The organism is Bradyrhizobium yuanmingense, assembly GCF_900094575.1.
In the GTDB taxonomy this organism is placed as follows: domain Bacteria; phylum Pseudomonadota; class Alphaproteobacteria; order Rhizobiales; family Xanthobacteraceae; genus Bradyrhizobium; species Bradyrhizobium yuanmingense.
This window is the reverse complement of sequence record NZ_FMAE01000002.1, coordinates 343,541-359,719: the sequence shown is the minus strand read 5'-3', so window position 1 is coordinate 359,719 and position 16,179 is coordinate 343,541. Positions and strand designations below refer to the sequence as shown.

Sequence of the window (16,179 nt, the reverse complement as noted above, 5' to 3'; positions counted from 1 at the left end):
GGATGACCGCGTTCCAATCCGTCGCAGTGATCGGCGCGGGCGCCTGGGGTACGGCGCTGGCGACGGTGGCGGCGCGAGCAGGGCGAAACGTGACGCTGTGGGCACGCAATGCCGAGCACGCCGCGCGGATCGCATCGACGCGCGACAATCCGCGGCTGCCCGGGATTCGGATCGTGCCTGAGCTCGTCGTGACGAGCGATCTGGCGCTCGCCGCGCGTGCCGACATGCTGCTGATTGCGACGCCGGCGCAACATTTGCGCGGTGCGGTCAACATGCTGGCCTCGCACATCACGAAGGCGGTGCCGATCGTCGCCTGCGCCAAGGGTATCGAGCACGGCACCCATAAGTTCATGACCGACGTGATCGCCGAGGCCGCGCCGCACGCGCAGCCGGCGATCCTGTCGGGGCCGAGCTTTGCCAACGACGTCGCACGCGGCCTGCCGACGGCAGTGACCCTGGCGGCAAGCGATGAGGCGCTCGCCAGCAGCCTGGTGCAGGCGCTGGGCTCGCGGACATTCCGCCCCTATCACTCCACCGACATTCGCGGCGTCGAGATCGGTGGCGCCGCCAAGAATGTGCTGGCGATCGCGGTCGGCATTGCGGTCGGGCGCGAGCTTGGCGCCTCCGCGCAGGCGGCGCTCACGACCCGCGGCTTTGCCGAGCTGACGCGCCTCGGCCGTGCGCTCGGCGCACGCAGCGAGACGCTCACCGGCCTGTCGGGCCTCGGTGATCTCATTCTGACCTGCTCGAGCCCGCAATCGCGCAACTTCGCGCTCGGCCTCGCGCTCGGCCGCGGCGAGCAGCCTCCCGCCGGCAAGCTCGCCGAGGGCGAGTTCACCGCCCCCGTGCTGATCGAGCTCGCCGCTTCGCAAAACATCGAGTTGCCGGTATCTGAGGCGGTCGCATCGATCCTGAGCGGCAAAAGCACGATCGATGCCGCGATCTCGGCGCTGATGACGCGCCCCTTCAAGGCAGAGGAATAAGCATGGCGTACTGGCTCGTGAAATCCGAACCGTCGGTGTGGTCCTGGGACCAGCAGGTTGCGAAGGGCGCCAAGGGCGAGGCCTGGACCGGCGTGCGCAATTTCACCGCCCGTCAGAATCTCGTGAGCATGAAGAAGGGCGACAAGGCGTTCTTCTATCATTCCAACGAGGGCAAGGAGATCGTCGGCATCGCCGAGATCATCAAGGAGGCCTATCCCGATCCAACCGACAAGACCGGCAAATTCGTCTGCGTCGACATCAAGGCCGACAAGCCCCTGAAGACGCCGGTGACGATGGCCGCGATCAAGGCGGAGAAGAAGCTCGCGGATATGGCGCTGGTGAAATATTCGCGCCTCTCCGTGCAGCCGGTGACGGCAGAGGAGTGGAAGCTCGTCTGCAAGATGGGCGGGATGTAGTTACGTCGTTTCGTAGCCCGGATGGAGCGCAGCGCAATCCGGGAAAGTCTCGATTGAAGCCCGATCCCGGATTACGGTTCGCTCCATCCGGGCTACGATATCCGGGCTTGCGACTCCTCCAGCGCAAACACCTCGCACGGCGCGGCAATGCCGCGCAGCTCATGCGTCCCAAGCGCAACCAGCGGCATCTCTGTCTCGGCGGCGAGCGCGCCCGACACCAGCACCGTCCGGCCCAGCGGCTTGCACAATCCCTCCAGACGGCTGGCGAGGTTGACGGCGGGGCCGATCGCGGTGAAGTCGAGCCGGTTCGCGGCGCCGATATTGCCCCAGAGCATCTCGCCGAGATGGAGCGCGGCGCCAAACGACAAAGGCGGCAGCCCTTGCGCGCGGCGCTCCTTGTTGAGGTACGCCATCCCGGCTTCGGCTGCGCTTGCCGCGCGCAAAGCAGCGTCACAGGCGCGGCGCGGGGACGCCTCGAGCACCGGAAAGATCGCGAGCACGCCGTCGCCGATGAATTTCAGCACCTCGCCGCCGAAGGCGTGAACCGCGCCGGCGATGCGATCGAACCAGGCATCGAGCGCCGCAATGACATCGGCCGGCGGTGTCGTCTCCGACAGGGTCGTGAAATTGCGCAAATCCGCATAGAGCAGTGCGGCCTGGATGGTCTCGCCGAGATCGCGGCGCAGAGGCGCCGCCAGTACCCGCTCCGCGCTGCGCGTGCCAAGGTATGCATCGAGCGTTGCCCGCAAGGTGGCGCGCGCGGCGAGCACGGCCAGCGGCGTTGCGGCGAAACGCGCGGCCTGACGCAATTGCTCGATCTCATCCGCCGTGAACGGACGCGGCCCGATCCAGCCGAGCAGCGGGCCATCGGGCCGTCCGGCGACATCTTCATGCACATCGCCGCCGGCGATATCGCGCAGCCAACGGCGGCCGGCGTCGTCGGGTGGATCGGGCGCGAGGCCGCCCGGCGCGAAGCCGAGCGCTTCGATCACCTGGCCGCTGTCGGCACGCCACAGCCAGGTCCGCTTCGCGATCAGCGGATGCGGCACCTCCAGCGTCAGGGCGCCTGCCGCGAGCGGCACGCCATCGGCGGCCAGATGCGCGCCGAGCTCCGCGAGCAGGTGGTCGGCCCCGCGACAATCCGAGGCCGCGTCGAGGAGCCAGGCTAGGGTCGGGGAGAGCTGCATGAGGCGATCATGGCGAAACAGGGCCGTCTTTGCCACGGGCAATCCTTGACCGAGCGCAGGGCCGCCGCCATGTCCCATCGTCAGACCAGGGATGATTGCCGATGCCCGAACCCTTCATAGTGCGACGCGAGACCCAGATCGCGGCCCCGCGCGCCACTGTCTTCGCCTACCTCACCGACCCCGAAAAGATCCTGAGCTGGATGGGCTCCGACGCAACCACGGAGCCTTATCCCGGCGGGCTCTACCTGCTCAAGGGCGTCAGCCCGGACGGCGCCGCCGCCCGCGGCGCGTTCCGCGAGGTCGTGCCGGTGCATCGTCTGGCCTATACGTTCGGGTGGGAGGGCGGTCAGGAAGTGCCGCCCGGCTCGAGCCTGATCGAGATCGACCTGATCGAGCAGGACGGCGGCACGCTGCTGCGCATGACCCATAGCGGCCTGCCGAACGAAGCGCAGGCGGCCGCTCATGCAACGGGTTGGGCGCACTACCTTAAGCGGCTCACGATCGCAGCCGCAGGCGGCGATCCCGGTCCTGACATAGGTGTGTCAGATAATAAGTAGCTCTCGTAGGTTGGGCAAAGGCGCTCTTCGCGCCGTGCCCACCACCCGTCACCATGGGCAAATGGTGGGCACGCTTCGCTTTGCCCACCTTACGAGAGCGGCGCTTCATTACACTGCTGCCGTCGCCACCACCTGCGCCAGCAACTGCTCGCGCCTGGCCTGCGAGCGCTGACCCGTCATGGTCGCGGCGAAGCGCTCGAGGATGCCCTCCTCGAAGGCGGTGACGATGGTGTCGTGGACGTAGCTCTTGCGGCAGATCGCCGGCGTGTTGGAGAGCTGGTCGGCGGCGGCGCGGATCGCATCCAGCACCTGCTTCTTGCGGCCGCGCTGGCTGCTCGCCGGCGTGATCCGCGACAGCGATTCCACCACGACGGCGGACGCCATCAGCGTGCGGAAATCCTTCAGGGAAATCTTGATGCCGGCGATCTCGCGCAGAAACGCGTTCACCTGGGTGGTGCTGACCGCGCGCACGATGCCGGAGGCATCGCGATACTGGAACATGCGCTTGCCGGGAACGCTCTGCAAAATGCCGATGGCGCGCACCAGCTTGGCGGCGTCGCACTCCTTGCGCACCGCCTTACCGCCCTTGGCCTTGAAGGTCAGCACGAAACAATCGTCTTCCAGCGTGACGTTGGACTTCAGCAGCGTGGTCGCGCCGCGGGTGCCGTTGAGGCGGGCGTAGGATTCATTGCCGGGGCGGATCGCGGTGCGCGCGATCAGCTCGATCACGGCCGAGAGCGCGAACTCGCGCGTCGGCTCGTCCCCTGACAGGAACGCCGAGACCTTGCGCCGGATTTTCGGCAGCGCGCCGACGAGCTTTGCCAGGCGATGCGCCTTGCGCTGCTCGCGGACCTTCTCCCAGTCGGCGTGATAGCGGTATTGCAGCCGGCCCGCGGCATCGCGGCCGACGGCCTGCAGATGCGAGTTCGGGTCGGCGGAGTAGCGCACCTCGCGATAGGCCGGCGGCACCGCCATGGAATGCAGCCGCCGGATGGTGCGGGCGTCGCGGATATGCGCACCGTTGGGGCGGACGAAGGAATAGCCCTTGCCGCGCCTGATACGACGGATGGTCAGCTCGTTCTGGTCGCCGAGCCGCAAGCCGAGCTCCTTGGCGAGGGCCTCGACCGTCGCCGCAGGCGCCGCGTCGTAGGTCTTCTTGGGGCTCGGGCGCCTGAAACCGGTCGGTTTCGGCCATTGTCCGAGGGCCTTGGCTAGGGCAATGGCTGCAGGATCGGCTGAAGCGGGCCGTATCGTCCCGAGATTCTGCTGATCCATCATGGTCTTACGCCTTAGCCCTGTCCTGTTGTCGATCAATGCCGCTGTTGTGATTTTTGTTCCGAGGGGTCTCTTTGGACCCGGGTTGGCCATTTAGGGTGTTCCGAACACGATTGCGAGTCCCGAATCAGTGAGAAGAGGTTACTAAATACCTCTCCTCGCCGCATGGGGGCTCTGCGGTCTCTGTTCTGGCGGTTTGGGTGAAGAGCCGGAAAGTGCTCGTCGGCCCTGTTTCAGATTTGCGACAGCGGGCCTTCCGGAGCTTGATTCTCCGCATGGCCGGCTGCCCGTCGAAGGTCCAGCTTGTGCTCCTTGTCGGGTCCGGTTAGCCCGACGCATAATCCATCAAATGATGATGTCGGCATTGCCTGAGCTTGCCGCATGTGGAGGGAAGCATGTCCGAGAAGATCTACGATATCCCCGCGGAGTGGGCGAAGCGCGCCTGGGTCGACCAGGCCAAGTACAAGGAGATGTACGCCCGTTCGATCTCGGACCCGAACGGTTTCTGGGCGGAGCAGGCCAAGCGCATCGACTGGATGAAGGCGCCGACGAAAATCGAGAACGTCTCGTTCGCGCCGGGCAACATCTCGATCAAATGGTTCGAGGACGGCATCCTGAACGTCGCCTACAATTGCATCGACCGGCATCTCGCCAAACGCGCCAACCAGACCGCGATCATCTGGGAGGGCGACGATCCCTCGCAGTCCAAGCACATCACCTACAAGGAGCTGCATGACGAGGTCTGCCGGATGGCCAACATCCTGCGCACCCGCAACGTCGGGAAGGGCGACCGCGTCACCATCTACCTGCCGATGATTCCCGAGGCCGCCTATGCAATGCTGGCCTGCGCGCGGATCGGCGCGATCCACTCCGTGGTGTTCGCGGGCTTCTCACCTGACAGCCTCGCCCAACGCATCAACGACTGCCAATCCAAGGTGATCATCACCGCGGACGAAGGCCTACGCGGCGGCAAGAAGGTGCCGCTGAAGGCCAATGTCGATGCGGCGCTCAGCAAGGCCGACGGCGTCGACTGGGTCGTCGTGGTCAAGCGCACCGGCGCCAAGGTCGACATGAACCCCACGCGCGACCTCTGGTACCACGAGGCCGCGGCGATGGTGACCACGGAATGCCCGGTCGAGCACATGCACGCCGAGGATCCGCTGTTCATCCTCTACACGTCGGGCTCGACCGGCCAACCCAAGGGCGTGCTGCACACCTCCGGCGGCTATCTCGTGTTCGCCTCGATGACGCATCAATACGTCTTCGACTATCACGACGGCGACATCTACTGGTGCACCGCCGACGTCGGCTGGGTCACCGGCCACAGCTACATTCTCTATGGGCCGCTCGCCAACGGCGCGACCACGCTGATGTTCGAGGGCGTGCCCAATTATCCGGATAATTCGCGGTTCTGGAACGTCATCGACAAGCACAAAGTCAACATCTTCTACACCGCGCCGACCGCAATCCGCGCGCTGATGCAGTCCGGCGACGAACCGGTGAAGAAGACCTCGCGCGCCTCGCTCCGCCTGCTCGGCTCGGTCGGCGAGCCCATCAATCCCGAAGCCTGGGAGTGGTATCACCGCGTCGTCGGCGACGACCGCTGCCCGATCGTCGACACGTGGTGGCAGACCGAGACCGGCGGCATTCTGATCACGCCGCTGCCGGGCGCGACCAAGCTGAAGCCCGGCTCGGCGACGCAACCGTTCTTCGGCGTGGTGCCTGAAATCGTCGATGCCGACGGCAAGGTGCTGGAAGGGGAGACATCAGGCAATCTCTGCCTGACGCGGTCCTGGCCCGGCCAGATGCGCACGGTCTACGGCGACCACGCCCGCTTCGAACAAACTTACTTCTCGACCTACAAGGGCAAATACTTCACCGGCGACGGCTGCCGCCGCGACGCCGACGGCTATTACTGGATCACCGGCCGCGTCGACGACGTCATCAACGTCTCCGGCCACCGCATGGGCACCGCCGAAGTCGAGAGCGCGCTGGTCGCGCATGAGAAGGTGTCGGAAGCCGCCGTCGTCGGCTTCCCGCACGACATCAAGGGTCAGGGCATCTACGCCTATGTCACCCTGATGGCCGGCGTGCAGCCGAGCGACGAGCTGCGCAAGGAGCTCGTCACCTGGGTGCGCAAGGAGATCGGCCCGATCGCCTCGCCCGACCAGATCCAGTTCGCCCCGGGCCTGCCCAAGACCCGCTCCGGCAAGATCATGCGCCGCATCCTGCGCAAGATCGCCGAGGACGAGCCGGGCAGCCTCGGCGACACCTCGACGCTCGCCGATCCCGCCGTTGTCGATGATCTCGTCAAGAACCGGCAGAACAAGAAGTCGGCGTAAGGCGAGTTCGTGCCCCGGACGCGGCGCAGCGCTCCTTCAGCGGTGCGCTGCTGAGCCGGGGCCCATCTAAACGTCAGAACGTGTAGCTTCCTGGATCCCGGCTCTGCGCAGCAGCGTTTCACGCTGCAGCGCATCCGGGACACGCGATTAGTTTTCGCGTCAGCGCGCCCTCTCAACCAACGGCCATTCACACCCTCACGCTGTTGTCAGCGGGCGCGGCAGCGCGCCTGCATCTTTCCCGCCGAGTGTTGTTTTCAGGTCATTTACTTTATTTCGAACATTTTCTTTGTTCCCCCTGCTGGCCGGCCCTCGGCAGCCGCGGCTGGAAACCATTGGGTTAACGGGCGCGGTTAAGAATGAGCATCGACGAGGGCTTGGTGCGGCGACGATTGCCGGTTCTGCGTCATTTTGGACGATCCGTTTTGGGCAAGGGGAAGCATCGATGTCGATGAGGATTGCGGTGGCGCTGGCCGCCACCATCGCGGCTGGGGCCTTGACGTCGACGGCGGCGCAGGCGCGGCCGGAAATGGTGGGGGCGCACCTGGCCGACTATTCGCCGGGCACCATCGTGGTCAAAACCAGCGAGCGGCGGCTTTATCTCATCCTCGGGAACGGCCAGGCCGTGCGCTATCCGGTCGGCGTCGGCAAAGCCGGCAAGCAGTGGGCCGGCACCACGAAGATCGACGGCAAATATCTCAATCCGGCCTGGGCGCCGCCCGCCGAGGTGAAGCGCGACAAGCCTGGTATCCCCGACGTCATTCCGGGCGGCTCGCCGCGCAACCCGATGGGCGTTGCGGCGATGACGCTCGCCGGCGGCGAATATGCGATCCACGGCACCAACGTGCCGGGCTCGATCGGCGGCTTCGTCTCCTATGGCTGCATCCGCATGCTCAACGACGACATCACCGATCTCTACGGCCGCGTCTCCGTCGGCACGACGGTGGTCGTGACGCGCTGATCGCCTGAATCAGCCGAGATGAAATGAAAGGCCGCGTCTTCGACGCGGCCTTTTTATTGCCAGAACCGCCAGCCGCGCGCGCACCAGCCGTCGCGATGGCCGCCATTGTAGCTGCGCACGAAGCCGCCGGCGAGCAGTGCCGCCGAGACGTTCGCAGTCCGCCGGGTCGCGACGTCGGCGAGGACTCGGCCGTATTTGTCGGGAGCGAGATTGGTGATGGTCACGCCGCCCTGGCCGAGCAGATCGCGCAAGGCACGGGCCGCAGCTTCGGCCTTGTCCAGCTCCTCCTGGCAGGACGCTTTCAGTTCGGGCGCATCGATGCCGCGCAGCCGAATGCGGACCACGGGATCGCGTCCCTCGTGCAGACGAACACGGGCGAGAAAAGTGTCGCCATCGATGGCGCGGATGAATTCGACCGGACGCACATCCGCGTGGCCGGTCTGCTGAAGAACGATCTCGGCATCTCCATTGCGATCGGTATCGCGAACAAGCCAGTGCGTTCCATGACGGAATGTGAGCACGACGGCCAGCGCGATGCCCACCACGAACATCCAGGGCAATAGGCCGGAGAGGCGGCGGCCGAACGGCGAGCCGCTGAACTGCGGCCGGTAGGAATTGGGGCGATCCTGGAAACGCATCAACTCACGCTATGTCTGAGTCGGGGGAACTCACAAGCACGAGCGTGTCCATAAACGACGCCGAATGCGCCGGAGGCCATGCACGAAAGTTCCGTCTGTCAAAGAGGTCAGCCGTAGTTCTACTGGGGATCCGCGAATATTTTCCAAATCTCAATCATTGGTTGCGAATAGCTGTTATACGACAAACCGAGGGGAGATTGCCGTGAGGTCATTCAGGTTTCGCATTGGAACGAAGCTCGGCATCGTGACCGGCGTGAGCGTCGTGCTGGTCGGCGGCATGCTGACCAATCAGATGCTCGGCAACCGCTCCATTGCCGAATCCAATCGCCTCGTCACGATCAACTATCTCAACAAGGGCAATGCGCAGGCGGCTCAGACGGCGATGGCACGCGCGCAGCTCGCCGCTCTCGAACTCGGCTCGGCACCGTCAGCCGGAGAGGTGGACAGGCTCCTTGAGCTTCTCCGTACCCGGGCCGGCGAAGCCGGCACTGAAATCGATGCCGCGAGAGAGCGGGCGACCCGCAAGGTCACACAGGACGCTTACCGCGAGGCCAAGAAGTTCGTCGATGCGTATCTGGCCAGCGGCGTCGAGCTCGCCGCGGCGCAAAAGGCGGTCATCGCCGCCCCCGCGGGTGGCGCCAAGCTTGCAGCAGAGTCGGCCAAGGCAAGTATTCTCGCAGAGAATATGCGTCCGGCAGCGCAGGAAGTCAGCAAGCGCATCGACGATCTCGTCGGCGTCGCCAACGAATTCGCCGCGCGCCGCAAGGGCGAGATGCTGGCCGAGTTGGACCGCGTCGCCAATTTCGCTTTGATCGTCGGCCTATTCGTCGTCCTGACGTTGGTCGGCTCCGCAGTCTTTTCCGTCTTGAACGTCGCCCGTCCGATCCGTCGCATCGGCGATGTGCTCCTGCAGCTCGCCGGAGGCAACAAGGCGATCGAAATTCCCTACACCCGCCGTGGCGACGAGGTCGGCGACAACGCCCGCGCGGCACAGACCTTCAAGGACAATCTGATCCGCATCGAGCAGATGGAAGCCGAGCAGAAGAACCATCAAGCCGCTGCGGCCGCTCAGCGCAAGCAGGAGATGACGCGGCTTGCCAACGCGTTCGAAACTGCGGTCGGCGGCATCATCAACTCGGTGTCGGCTGCATCTCAGGAGCTCGAATCCGCGGCCGGCACGTTGTCGGGTACGGCCGAACAAACCCAGCAGCTCTCCGGAATGGTCGCCGCCGCCTCGGAGGAAGCCTCGACCAATGTCGGGGCCGTGGCGTCCGCGGCCGAGGAAATGAGCACGTCGGTCGTCGAGATCGGCCGTCAGGTGCACGATTCCAGCCGTATCGCCGGCGATGCGGTCAAGCAGGCCGAGCGCACCGATGCCCGGATCAACGAGCTGCTCAAGGCGGCGGGCCGCATCGGCGACGTCGTCAAATTGATCACGGCGATCGCCGAACAGACCAACCTCCTGGCGCTAAACGCAACGATCGAGGCGGCGCGCGCCGGCGAGTCCGGCCGCGGCTTTGCGGTCGTGGCGAGCGAGGTCAAGGCGCTCGCGGCGCAAACCGCGCGAGCGACCGAGGAAATCAGCGCGCAGATCGCCGGCATGCAATCGGCAACGCAGGACTCCGTCGGAGCGATCAAGGAAATCGGAACGACCATCGGCCGCATCTCCGATATTTCCACGACCATTGCCGCGACGATCGAACAGCAGGGCGCAGCGACGGCCGAGATTGCGCGAAACGTCAGCGAAGCCGCCAAGGGAACGGTCGAAGTCGCGGACAAGATCGCCCAGGTCAGCCATGGCGCGAGCGCGACCGGCGCGGCGTCGGGACAGGTGTTGGCGTCGGCGCGTTCACTGTCGAGCGAAAGCAGCCTCCTGAAGACGGAGGTCGAGAAGTTCCTCAGCACCGTGCGCGCTGCGTAATGCACAACGAAGCCGCGAGCACGATTGCCGTGCTCGCCGGACATTCATGAGGCCCCGGGATTTCCCGGGTTTGACCGGGGTCGTAATCAACACTAGGTTGAACATTGAGCCGTAAGCAACTCGCTTGCGGAACCTGTTCAGCGAGTCCCCCGCCATGAATATCGATGCGTCGTCCCCCGATTCGCTCAAGCGAATCGCCGAACTCGTTCGTCGGCAAGATAGTTCTCTCGACACCACGCTGCTTCCGCCGGTGGAGGGGTTCCAAACCAGGACCGTCGCGCTCGAAACACTGATGCGCGAGGTGACGGAGTGCCTGGCGGACGGCTTCCGGCATCGCTCGCCGCAAGACTTTCCCATGCTCTATTTTGCATGCGGCAAGGCGCGCGTCGGATCGACGGCCCTGAGCAATCTGTTCGGCATGACCGGGATGCCTTCCTACTATCAGCCTTTGAAGGCCATGCTGCGCGATGCGCTCGTCGGCAAGAGGCCGGCGCCGTGGGCCGTGCCGTCGGCAGACGACGAGCCGCACATCTTCAGCAAGGAAACGATCGGGCCCTACGTGCTCGCCGAGAGCCTGTTCAATCCGCTCAAGCTGCTGATCGAGGCGGGCTATCCGCGGCACCGGCTGCATCTCATCATGCTCGACCGTGAGCCGGCGAGTTCACTGGCATCGTGGCTCGACAAGCTGATCTCGCGCGCGCCTGAAGATGTATTGCTGCGGCACTATGTCGTCGCCGCGCTCAGCGCGGCTCAAGTCGCAAGCTACGCCCAGCGACAGGGCGTTGCCGTCACTCACTACGTCTACGAGGTGAGCAAGGAGGCCGTGTCCTCGGTTCGTGTCCTGTTCGAACGGATCGGCCTTTCGGGCAGCTTCAACGAGAATGCCGTGACGTCCTGGCGTGAGCCGGGAGACTCGCACGCGAACAATGCGCGCGTCATCTTCCCGAGCGAAGCGACGATCTACAAGGTGCCCAATTTGCACACCTCCGACAGTGCCTATCGCTACCAGCGCCGTGCGACGGCCTCTCTGAGCGAAGCGCAACGCGAAGCTCTGGAGCGCTGCGGGGTCAATGATGCCTATCGCGTCGCGGTCGCCGCCTGTGTTCGCGATCTCGGCCTGAATGCGGCACTGTCGCAACGTCTGTTCGGCGACTGGTTTGCTGCGGCTGCGTGATGGTCATGCTGGACGTTCCCACCGGAGCCGATTCCGCACTCCGTGAAGGTGCTGGCGGCAAGCAGCGTCACGTCGCCAGCCACCTCCGCCGTCTGGAGGCGGAAAGCATCCACATCCTGCGAGAGACGGCGGCCGAGTTCCGCAAGCCGGTCATGCTGTATTCCATCGGGAAGGATTCCTCGGTGCTGCTGCATCTGGCGATGAAGGCCTTCGATCCCGGCAAGCCGCCGTTTCCGCTGCTGCATGTCGATACGACCTGGAAGTTTCGCGAGATGATCGCGTTTCGGGACCGACGCGCGCGCGAGCTCGGCCTCGACCTGATCGTCCATACTAATAATGACGGATTGAGCCAGGGCATCGACCCTTTCACCCACGGCTCGGCCCGCTACACCGACGTCATGAAGACGCAAGCGCTGCGACAGGCGCTGGACTTCCACGGCTTCGACGCCGCGATCGGAGGCGCGCGGCGCGACGAGGAGAAGTCGCGCGCCAAGGAGCGCGTGTTCTCACACCGCAGCGCTGCGCATCGCTGGGATCCGAAGAACCAGCGGCCGGAGCTGTGGGGCTTGTACAACACGAGGCTCGCGCCCGGCGAGAGCATGCGGGTGTTTCCGCTGTCGAACTGGACCGAGATCGACGTGTGGGACTACATCCTGCTCGAGGACATCCCGATCGTTCCGCTCTATCTCGCAGCGTCGCGCCCCGTGGTCGAGCGCGACGGAGCATTGATCATGGTGGACGACGACCGGATGCCGCTGCAGCCCGGCGAGGAGCCGCAATCGCGCTCCGTCAGGTTTCGCACCCTCGGCTGCTATCCCCTCACCGGTGCAACGAGCTCGACGGCGGCAACCCTGCCCGAGATCGTGCAGGAGATGATGGCGTCGCGCACCTCCGAACGACAGGGACGCATGATCGACCGGGACAGTCCCGCATCGATGGAGCGCAAGAAGGCGGAAGGTTATTTCTGATGTCCTATCACGAGGCACCGGCGATCGCCGCCGCCGATGCGCCGCAGCTCGAGCAAGACGATCGCCCGACGTTGCGTTTCGTCACCTGCGGCAGCGTCGACGACGGCAAGAGCACGCTGGTCGGTCGGCTGCTCTACGATTCGAAGACGCTGCTCGACGACCAGCTCGACGCGCTCGCCTCGGAGAGCAGGACCGCCGGCACCACCGGCGGCGACCTCGACTTCGCGCTGCTGGTCGACGGGTTGCAGGCCGAGCGCGAGCAGGGCATCACCATCGACGTGGCCTACCGCTTCTTCGCCACGAAGCTGCGCCGCTTCATCGTCGCCGACACGCCGGGACATGCGCAATATACGCGCAACATGGCGACCGGTGCCTCCAATGCTGATCTCGCCGTGGTGCTGGTCGACGCGCGCAAGGGCGTTATCACGCAGACGCGGCGTCACAGCCACATCCTGTCGCTGCTCGGCGTCCGCCACGTCGTGCTCGCCGTGAACAAGATGGACCTGATCGGATTTGACGGCGATCGCTTCGCTTCCATCACCGCCGAATACCTGACTCTGGCCGGTCAGCTCGGGATCTCCCAGGTCCAGTGCATCCCGGTCGTGGCGCCCGACGGCGACAATATCGTCGCCGCGAGCACGCGCATGCCCTGGTACGAGGGACCGACCGTTACGGCCTATCTGGAATCCGTGGACGTGGCCGGGGACACCTCGCAGCAGCCGTTCCGGCTGCCGGTGCAATGGGTGAGCCGGCCGCATGCGGATTTTCGCGGCTTCTGCGGACGGATCACGAGCGGAACGATCTCGGTGGGCGATGCCGTTCGCGCGCAGCCGTCGGGACACCAGACCCGCATCGCGCGCATTCTCACGCCCGCCGGCGAGCGCAATCACGCAAGGTCGGGCGAGTCCATCACCCTCACGCTCGCCGACGAGATCGACGTCAGCCGCGGCGACGTGCTGACCGCCGGATCTGCAGCGCCGGTGGCGGATCAGCTCGCGGCCCATCTCGTCTGGTTCGATGGCGAGGCCATGGTCGCCGGCCGGCGCTATTTGCTCCGGTGCGGTACCGCCTCGACCGGCGCGGTGATCACGGAACTCAAGCACCGGATCGCCATCGACACCATGGCGCGGGAAAGCGCCGCCACGCTCGACGTCAATGAGATCGGCTATGTCCATCTCGATCTCGACCGCCCGCTGGTGTTCGAGGCCTATCGCGACAACCGCGAGATGGGCAGTTTCATCTTGATCGACCCGATCAGCCATCGCACTGCCGCGGCGGGAATGATCGACATGTCGCTCCGCCGCGCCACCAACGTTCATTGGCAGCGGCTTGCGGTCGACAAATCCGTGCGAGCCCGGCTGAAGCAGCAACGGCCCTGCGTGCTCTGGTTCACGGGGCTGAGCGGCGCCGGCAAATCGACCATCGCCAATCTCGTCGACAGCCGGCTCGCCGAGCTCGGGCGCCATGCCGCGTTGCTCGACGGCGACAATCTTCGTCACGGCATCAACCGCGACCTCGGCTTTTCCAACGCGGAGAGAACGGAGAACGTCCGGCGCGTCGCGGAGATCGCGGGGCTGTTCGTCGAGGCCGGCTTGATCGCGCTGGTGGCGCTGATCTCGCCGTTCCGCAGCGAGCGCCAGCTGGCGCGCCAGCGGCTCGAAGCGGGCGAGTTCATCGAGGTCCATGTCGCGACGCCGCTTGCCGAATGCGAGCGCCGCGATCCCAAGGGGCTCTATCGCAAGGCTAGGTCGGGTCAGCTACCGGCATTCACCGGCATCGATGCCCCCTATGAAGCGCCGCTGGCGCCCGACATCACCATCGACACCTCGGAGCTGTCGAGCGAGGCGGCCTGCGAACGCATCATCCGCTACTTGCGAGCGCACAACTACCTGTGACGACCGGGACGAGATCTGCCGGCGTTATCCAGCCGCTCCGACTGCAAGCTCAGAAGTCGGAAGCGATGCCCTTGCGCTCCCAATCGCCGTAGCGGGTGGGCTCGGGCCCCTTCGGCCCCTGCAGCTCCTTCGCCTTGGTCTTGTTCTTGGCCTCATCCTTGGCCTTGGCGGCCGCAGCCTGCCGGCGCGCCTCGGCCTCGGCCAGCGCGCGCTGGGCGGCCGGCGACAGCGGCTTGCGATCGGGAACGGGGTCACTCATCGCTGCGCTTTCTAGCGCAGGACCGGGCACAACGCGATGCCCAATAACGCATTCCTGAAATCGGCTCGGAGCGCTGAAAAAACCCGCAAGCGATTCTTACATTTGGCATATTCGCGTGTCAGAGATCGCCTTCTCAAGGCATGCGCCCATCGCGGCGGAACTGCCGCTCGTTCAGAACCTTGCTTCCGCATGCCATCTCAACGTTTCGTCCCTCCGTCCGAAGTGCCCGGCCTTGCGGCGCGACGGATTGCCGCCGACATCGTCGACGGCGTGCTGCACAAGCACCGCACGCTCGACGACCAGCTCGACGGCGGCGGTGCCCATCCCGGACTGAAGACGCTGGCCGACCGCGACCGCGCGCTGATGCGGCGCCTGGTCGCCACGGTGCTGCGCCGGCTCGGCACGCTCGGCCATGTGCTGTCCCGCCTGCTCGACAAGGGCGTTCCCTCCGACGCGCCACGCGCGCAGAGCGCACTTTTGATCGGCGCCGCGCAGATCCTTTGGATGGACGTGCCGGATCACGCCGCGGTCGATCTCTCCGTCCGCCTCGTGCAATCCGACCGCCGCGCCGCGCGCTATGCCGGGCTCGTCAACGCCGTGCTGCGCCGCTGTGCGCGCGAGGGCAAGGCGCTGGTCGAGGAGGTCGCGACGCAATCGCTGGATCTGCCGCCATGGCTGCTCGCGCGCTGGAGCGCTCATTATGGCGAGGCGACCGCACGAGACATGGCATCGGCGCTCGGCCACGAGCCCTCGCTCGATCTCACGGTGAAATCGGATCCCGCCCAATGGGCAAGCCGCCTGCATGGTGAGATGCTGCCGACGGGAACGGTGCGGATGCTGCTGCATGGTGCGGTAACCATGCTGCCCGGCTTCGCCGAAGGACAATGGTGGGTACAGGACGCCGCCGCCGCGTTGCCCGCCCGGCTGTTCGGCGATGTCAAAGGCAAGTCCATTGCCGATCTCTGCGCCGCCCCTGGCGGCAAGACCGCGCAGCTGGTGCTCTCGGGCGCGCAGGTCACGGCGATCGACCGCTCGCCGGCGCGGGTGGCGCGTTTGCGCGAAAACCTGGCGCGGCTGTCGCTGCAAGCCGAGACCGTCGTCGCTGACGCCGTGGAATGGGCCGGCCCGGCGGAGGCGTTCGACGGTATTCTGATTGATGCTCCCTGCACCTCCACCGGCACGATTCGCCGGCATCCCGACGTCGCATGGCTGCGGCAGGACTCCGACATCGCTACCTTGGCCGCGCTCCAGCAGCGGCTGCTGCGCAAATCGGTGTCGCTGCTCAAGCCGGGCGGGACGCTGGTCTATTGCACCTGTTCGCTGGAACCCGAGGAGGGCGAGCAGGCGGTGGCGGCACTGCTCGCCGCCGAGCCCGCGCTTCGCCGCGCTCCGATCATGGCATCGGAGGTTGCGGGCCTCGACGAAATCCTCAACCGGGACGGCGACCTGCGCACCCTGCCGTGCCATCTGCCGAACGCCGATCCCAGGCTCGGCGGGCTCGACGGATTTTTCGCGGCCCGGCTCGTTAAATCCTGATTTTGCACTGGATTTTGCGACCACGAGCCTGATTCGCGCCGTTCAAGGTGGTGTCAGGCGTCCGATTTTG

At 65.7% G+C, this 16,179-nt stretch carries 14 protein-coding genes; 10 read left to right on the top strand and 4 right to left on the bottom strand.

The genetic code is table 11. The annotated features are described in order from the left end of the window. Positions 1-2: 2 nt before the first annotated feature. Positions 3-983 (top strand): NAD(P)H-dependent glycerol-3-phosphate dehydrogenase, encoded by a 981-nt coding sequence (locus GA0061099_RS06740; protein ID WP_036024227.1) that lies wholly within the window; start codon positions 3-5, stop codon positions 981-983. Positions 984-985: 2 nt separating this feature from the next. Then, complete coding sequence (locus GA0061099_RS06735) at positions 986-1,399, top strand: EVE domain-containing protein (RefSeq protein ID WP_036002930.1); 414 nt, start codon at positions 986-988, stop codon at positions 1,397-1,399. A 92-nt stretch (positions 1,400-1,491) separates the two neighbouring features. Here GA0061099_RS06735 and GA0061099_RS06730 read toward each other — a convergent pair whose 3' ends face one another. Next, entirely contained in the window at positions 1,492-2,586 is a 1,095-nt protein-coding gene (locus tag GA0061099_RS06730) for an adenylate/guanylate cyclase domain-containing protein (RefSeq protein ID WP_036002982.1), read from the bottom strand. Positions 2,587-2,687: 101 nt separating this feature from the next. Here GA0061099_RS06730 and GA0061099_RS06725 point away from each other — a divergent pair, with 101 nt between their 5' ends. After that, the gene (locus GA0061099_RS06725) at positions 2,688-3,143 is read left to right on the top strand and encodes an SRPBCC family protein (protein WP_036024228.1); all 456 of its coding nucleotides are present in this window, start codon (positions 2,688-2,690) and stop codon (positions 3,141-3,143) included. A 108-nt stretch (positions 3,144-3,251) separates the two neighbouring features. Here the strand turns inward: GA0061099_RS06725 and GA0061099_RS06720 are convergent, their stop codons facing one another. Beyond that, positions 3,252-4,421: a DNA topoisomerase IB gene (locus GA0061099_RS06720; protein WP_036024230.1), complete on the bottom strand. Its 1,170-nt coding sequence runs from the start codon at positions 4,419-4,421 to the stop codon at positions 3,252-3,254. 392 nt (positions 4,422-4,813) lie between these two features. Here GA0061099_RS06720 and acs point away from each other — a divergent pair, with 392 nt between their 5' ends. Then, positions 4,814-6,760 (top strand): acetate--CoA ligase, encoded by a 1,947-nt coding sequence (gene acs, locus GA0061099_RS06715; RefSeq protein WP_036024231.1) that lies wholly within the window; start codon positions 4,814-4,816, stop codon positions 6,758-6,760. 442 nt (positions 6,761-7,202) lie between these two features. Further along, positions 7,203-7,718, top strand: a complete 516-nt coding sequence (locus tag GA0061099_RS06710; protein ID WP_036024233.1) for a L,D-transpeptidase — start codon at positions 7,203-7,205, stop codon at positions 7,716-7,718. A 53-nt stretch (positions 7,719-7,771) separates the two neighbouring features. Here GA0061099_RS06710 and GA0061099_RS06705 read toward each other — a convergent pair whose 3' ends face one another. Further along, a complete protein-coding gene (locus GA0061099_RS06705) occupies positions 7,772-8,356 on the bottom strand; it encodes a thermonuclease family protein (protein WP_036024234.1) in 585 nt (194 codons plus the stop codon). A 202-nt stretch (positions 8,357-8,558) separates the two neighbouring features. Between GA0061099_RS06705 and GA0061099_RS06700 the strand changes: the two genes are divergently transcribed. The 4 genes from GA0061099_RS06700 (at position 8,559) to cysN (ending at position 14,314) form a co-directional block, all read left to right on the top strand. Continuing rightward, positions 8,559-10,277 carry a methyl-accepting chemotaxis protein gene (locus GA0061099_RS06700; RefSeq protein WP_074447588.1) on the top strand — a complete coding sequence of 573 codons (1,719 nt, stop codon included), beginning with the start codon at positions 8,559-8,561 and terminating at the stop codon, positions 10,275-10,277. 154 nt (positions 10,278-10,431) lie between these two features. Next, complete coding sequence (locus tag GA0061099_RS06695) at positions 10,432-11,451, top strand: sulfotransferase family protein (RefSeq protein ID WP_036024237.1); 1,020 nt, start codon at positions 10,432-10,434, stop codon at positions 11,449-11,451. A 5-nt stretch (positions 11,452-11,456) separates the two neighbouring features. Further along, positions 11,457-12,419, top strand: coding sequence for a sulfate adenylyltransferase subunit CysD (gene cysD, locus GA0061099_RS06690; protein WP_036024260.1), 963 nt, complete (start codon positions 11,457-11,459; stop codon positions 12,417-12,419). After that, positions 12,419-14,314 (top strand): sulfate adenylyltransferase subunit CysN, encoded by a 1,896-nt coding sequence (cysN, locus tag GA0061099_RS06685; protein ID WP_074447587.1) that lies wholly within the window; start codon positions 12,419-12,421, stop codon positions 14,312-14,314. The genes cysD and cysN overlap by 1 nt, the downstream gene beginning before the upstream one ends. Positions 14,315-14,363: 49 nt before the next feature. On the opposite strand, the gene GA0061099_RS06680 is transcribed toward cysN, so the two are convergent. Beyond that, the gene (locus GA0061099_RS06680) at positions 14,364-14,573 is read right to left on the bottom strand and encodes a DUF1674 domain-containing protein (RefSeq protein WP_036024240.1); all 210 of its coding nucleotides are present in this window, start codon (positions 14,571-14,573) and stop codon (positions 14,364-14,366) included. Positions 14,574-14,762: 189 nt separating this feature from the next. Here GA0061099_RS06680 and GA0061099_RS06675 point away from each other — a divergent pair, with 189 nt between their 5' ends. Beyond that, positions 14,763-16,109: an RsmB/NOP family class I SAM-dependent RNA methyltransferase gene (locus GA0061099_RS06675; protein WP_036024242.1), complete on the top strand. Its 1,347-nt coding sequence runs from the start codon at positions 14,763-14,765 to the stop codon at positions 16,107-16,109. Positions 16,110-16,179 lie beyond the last annotated feature (70 nt).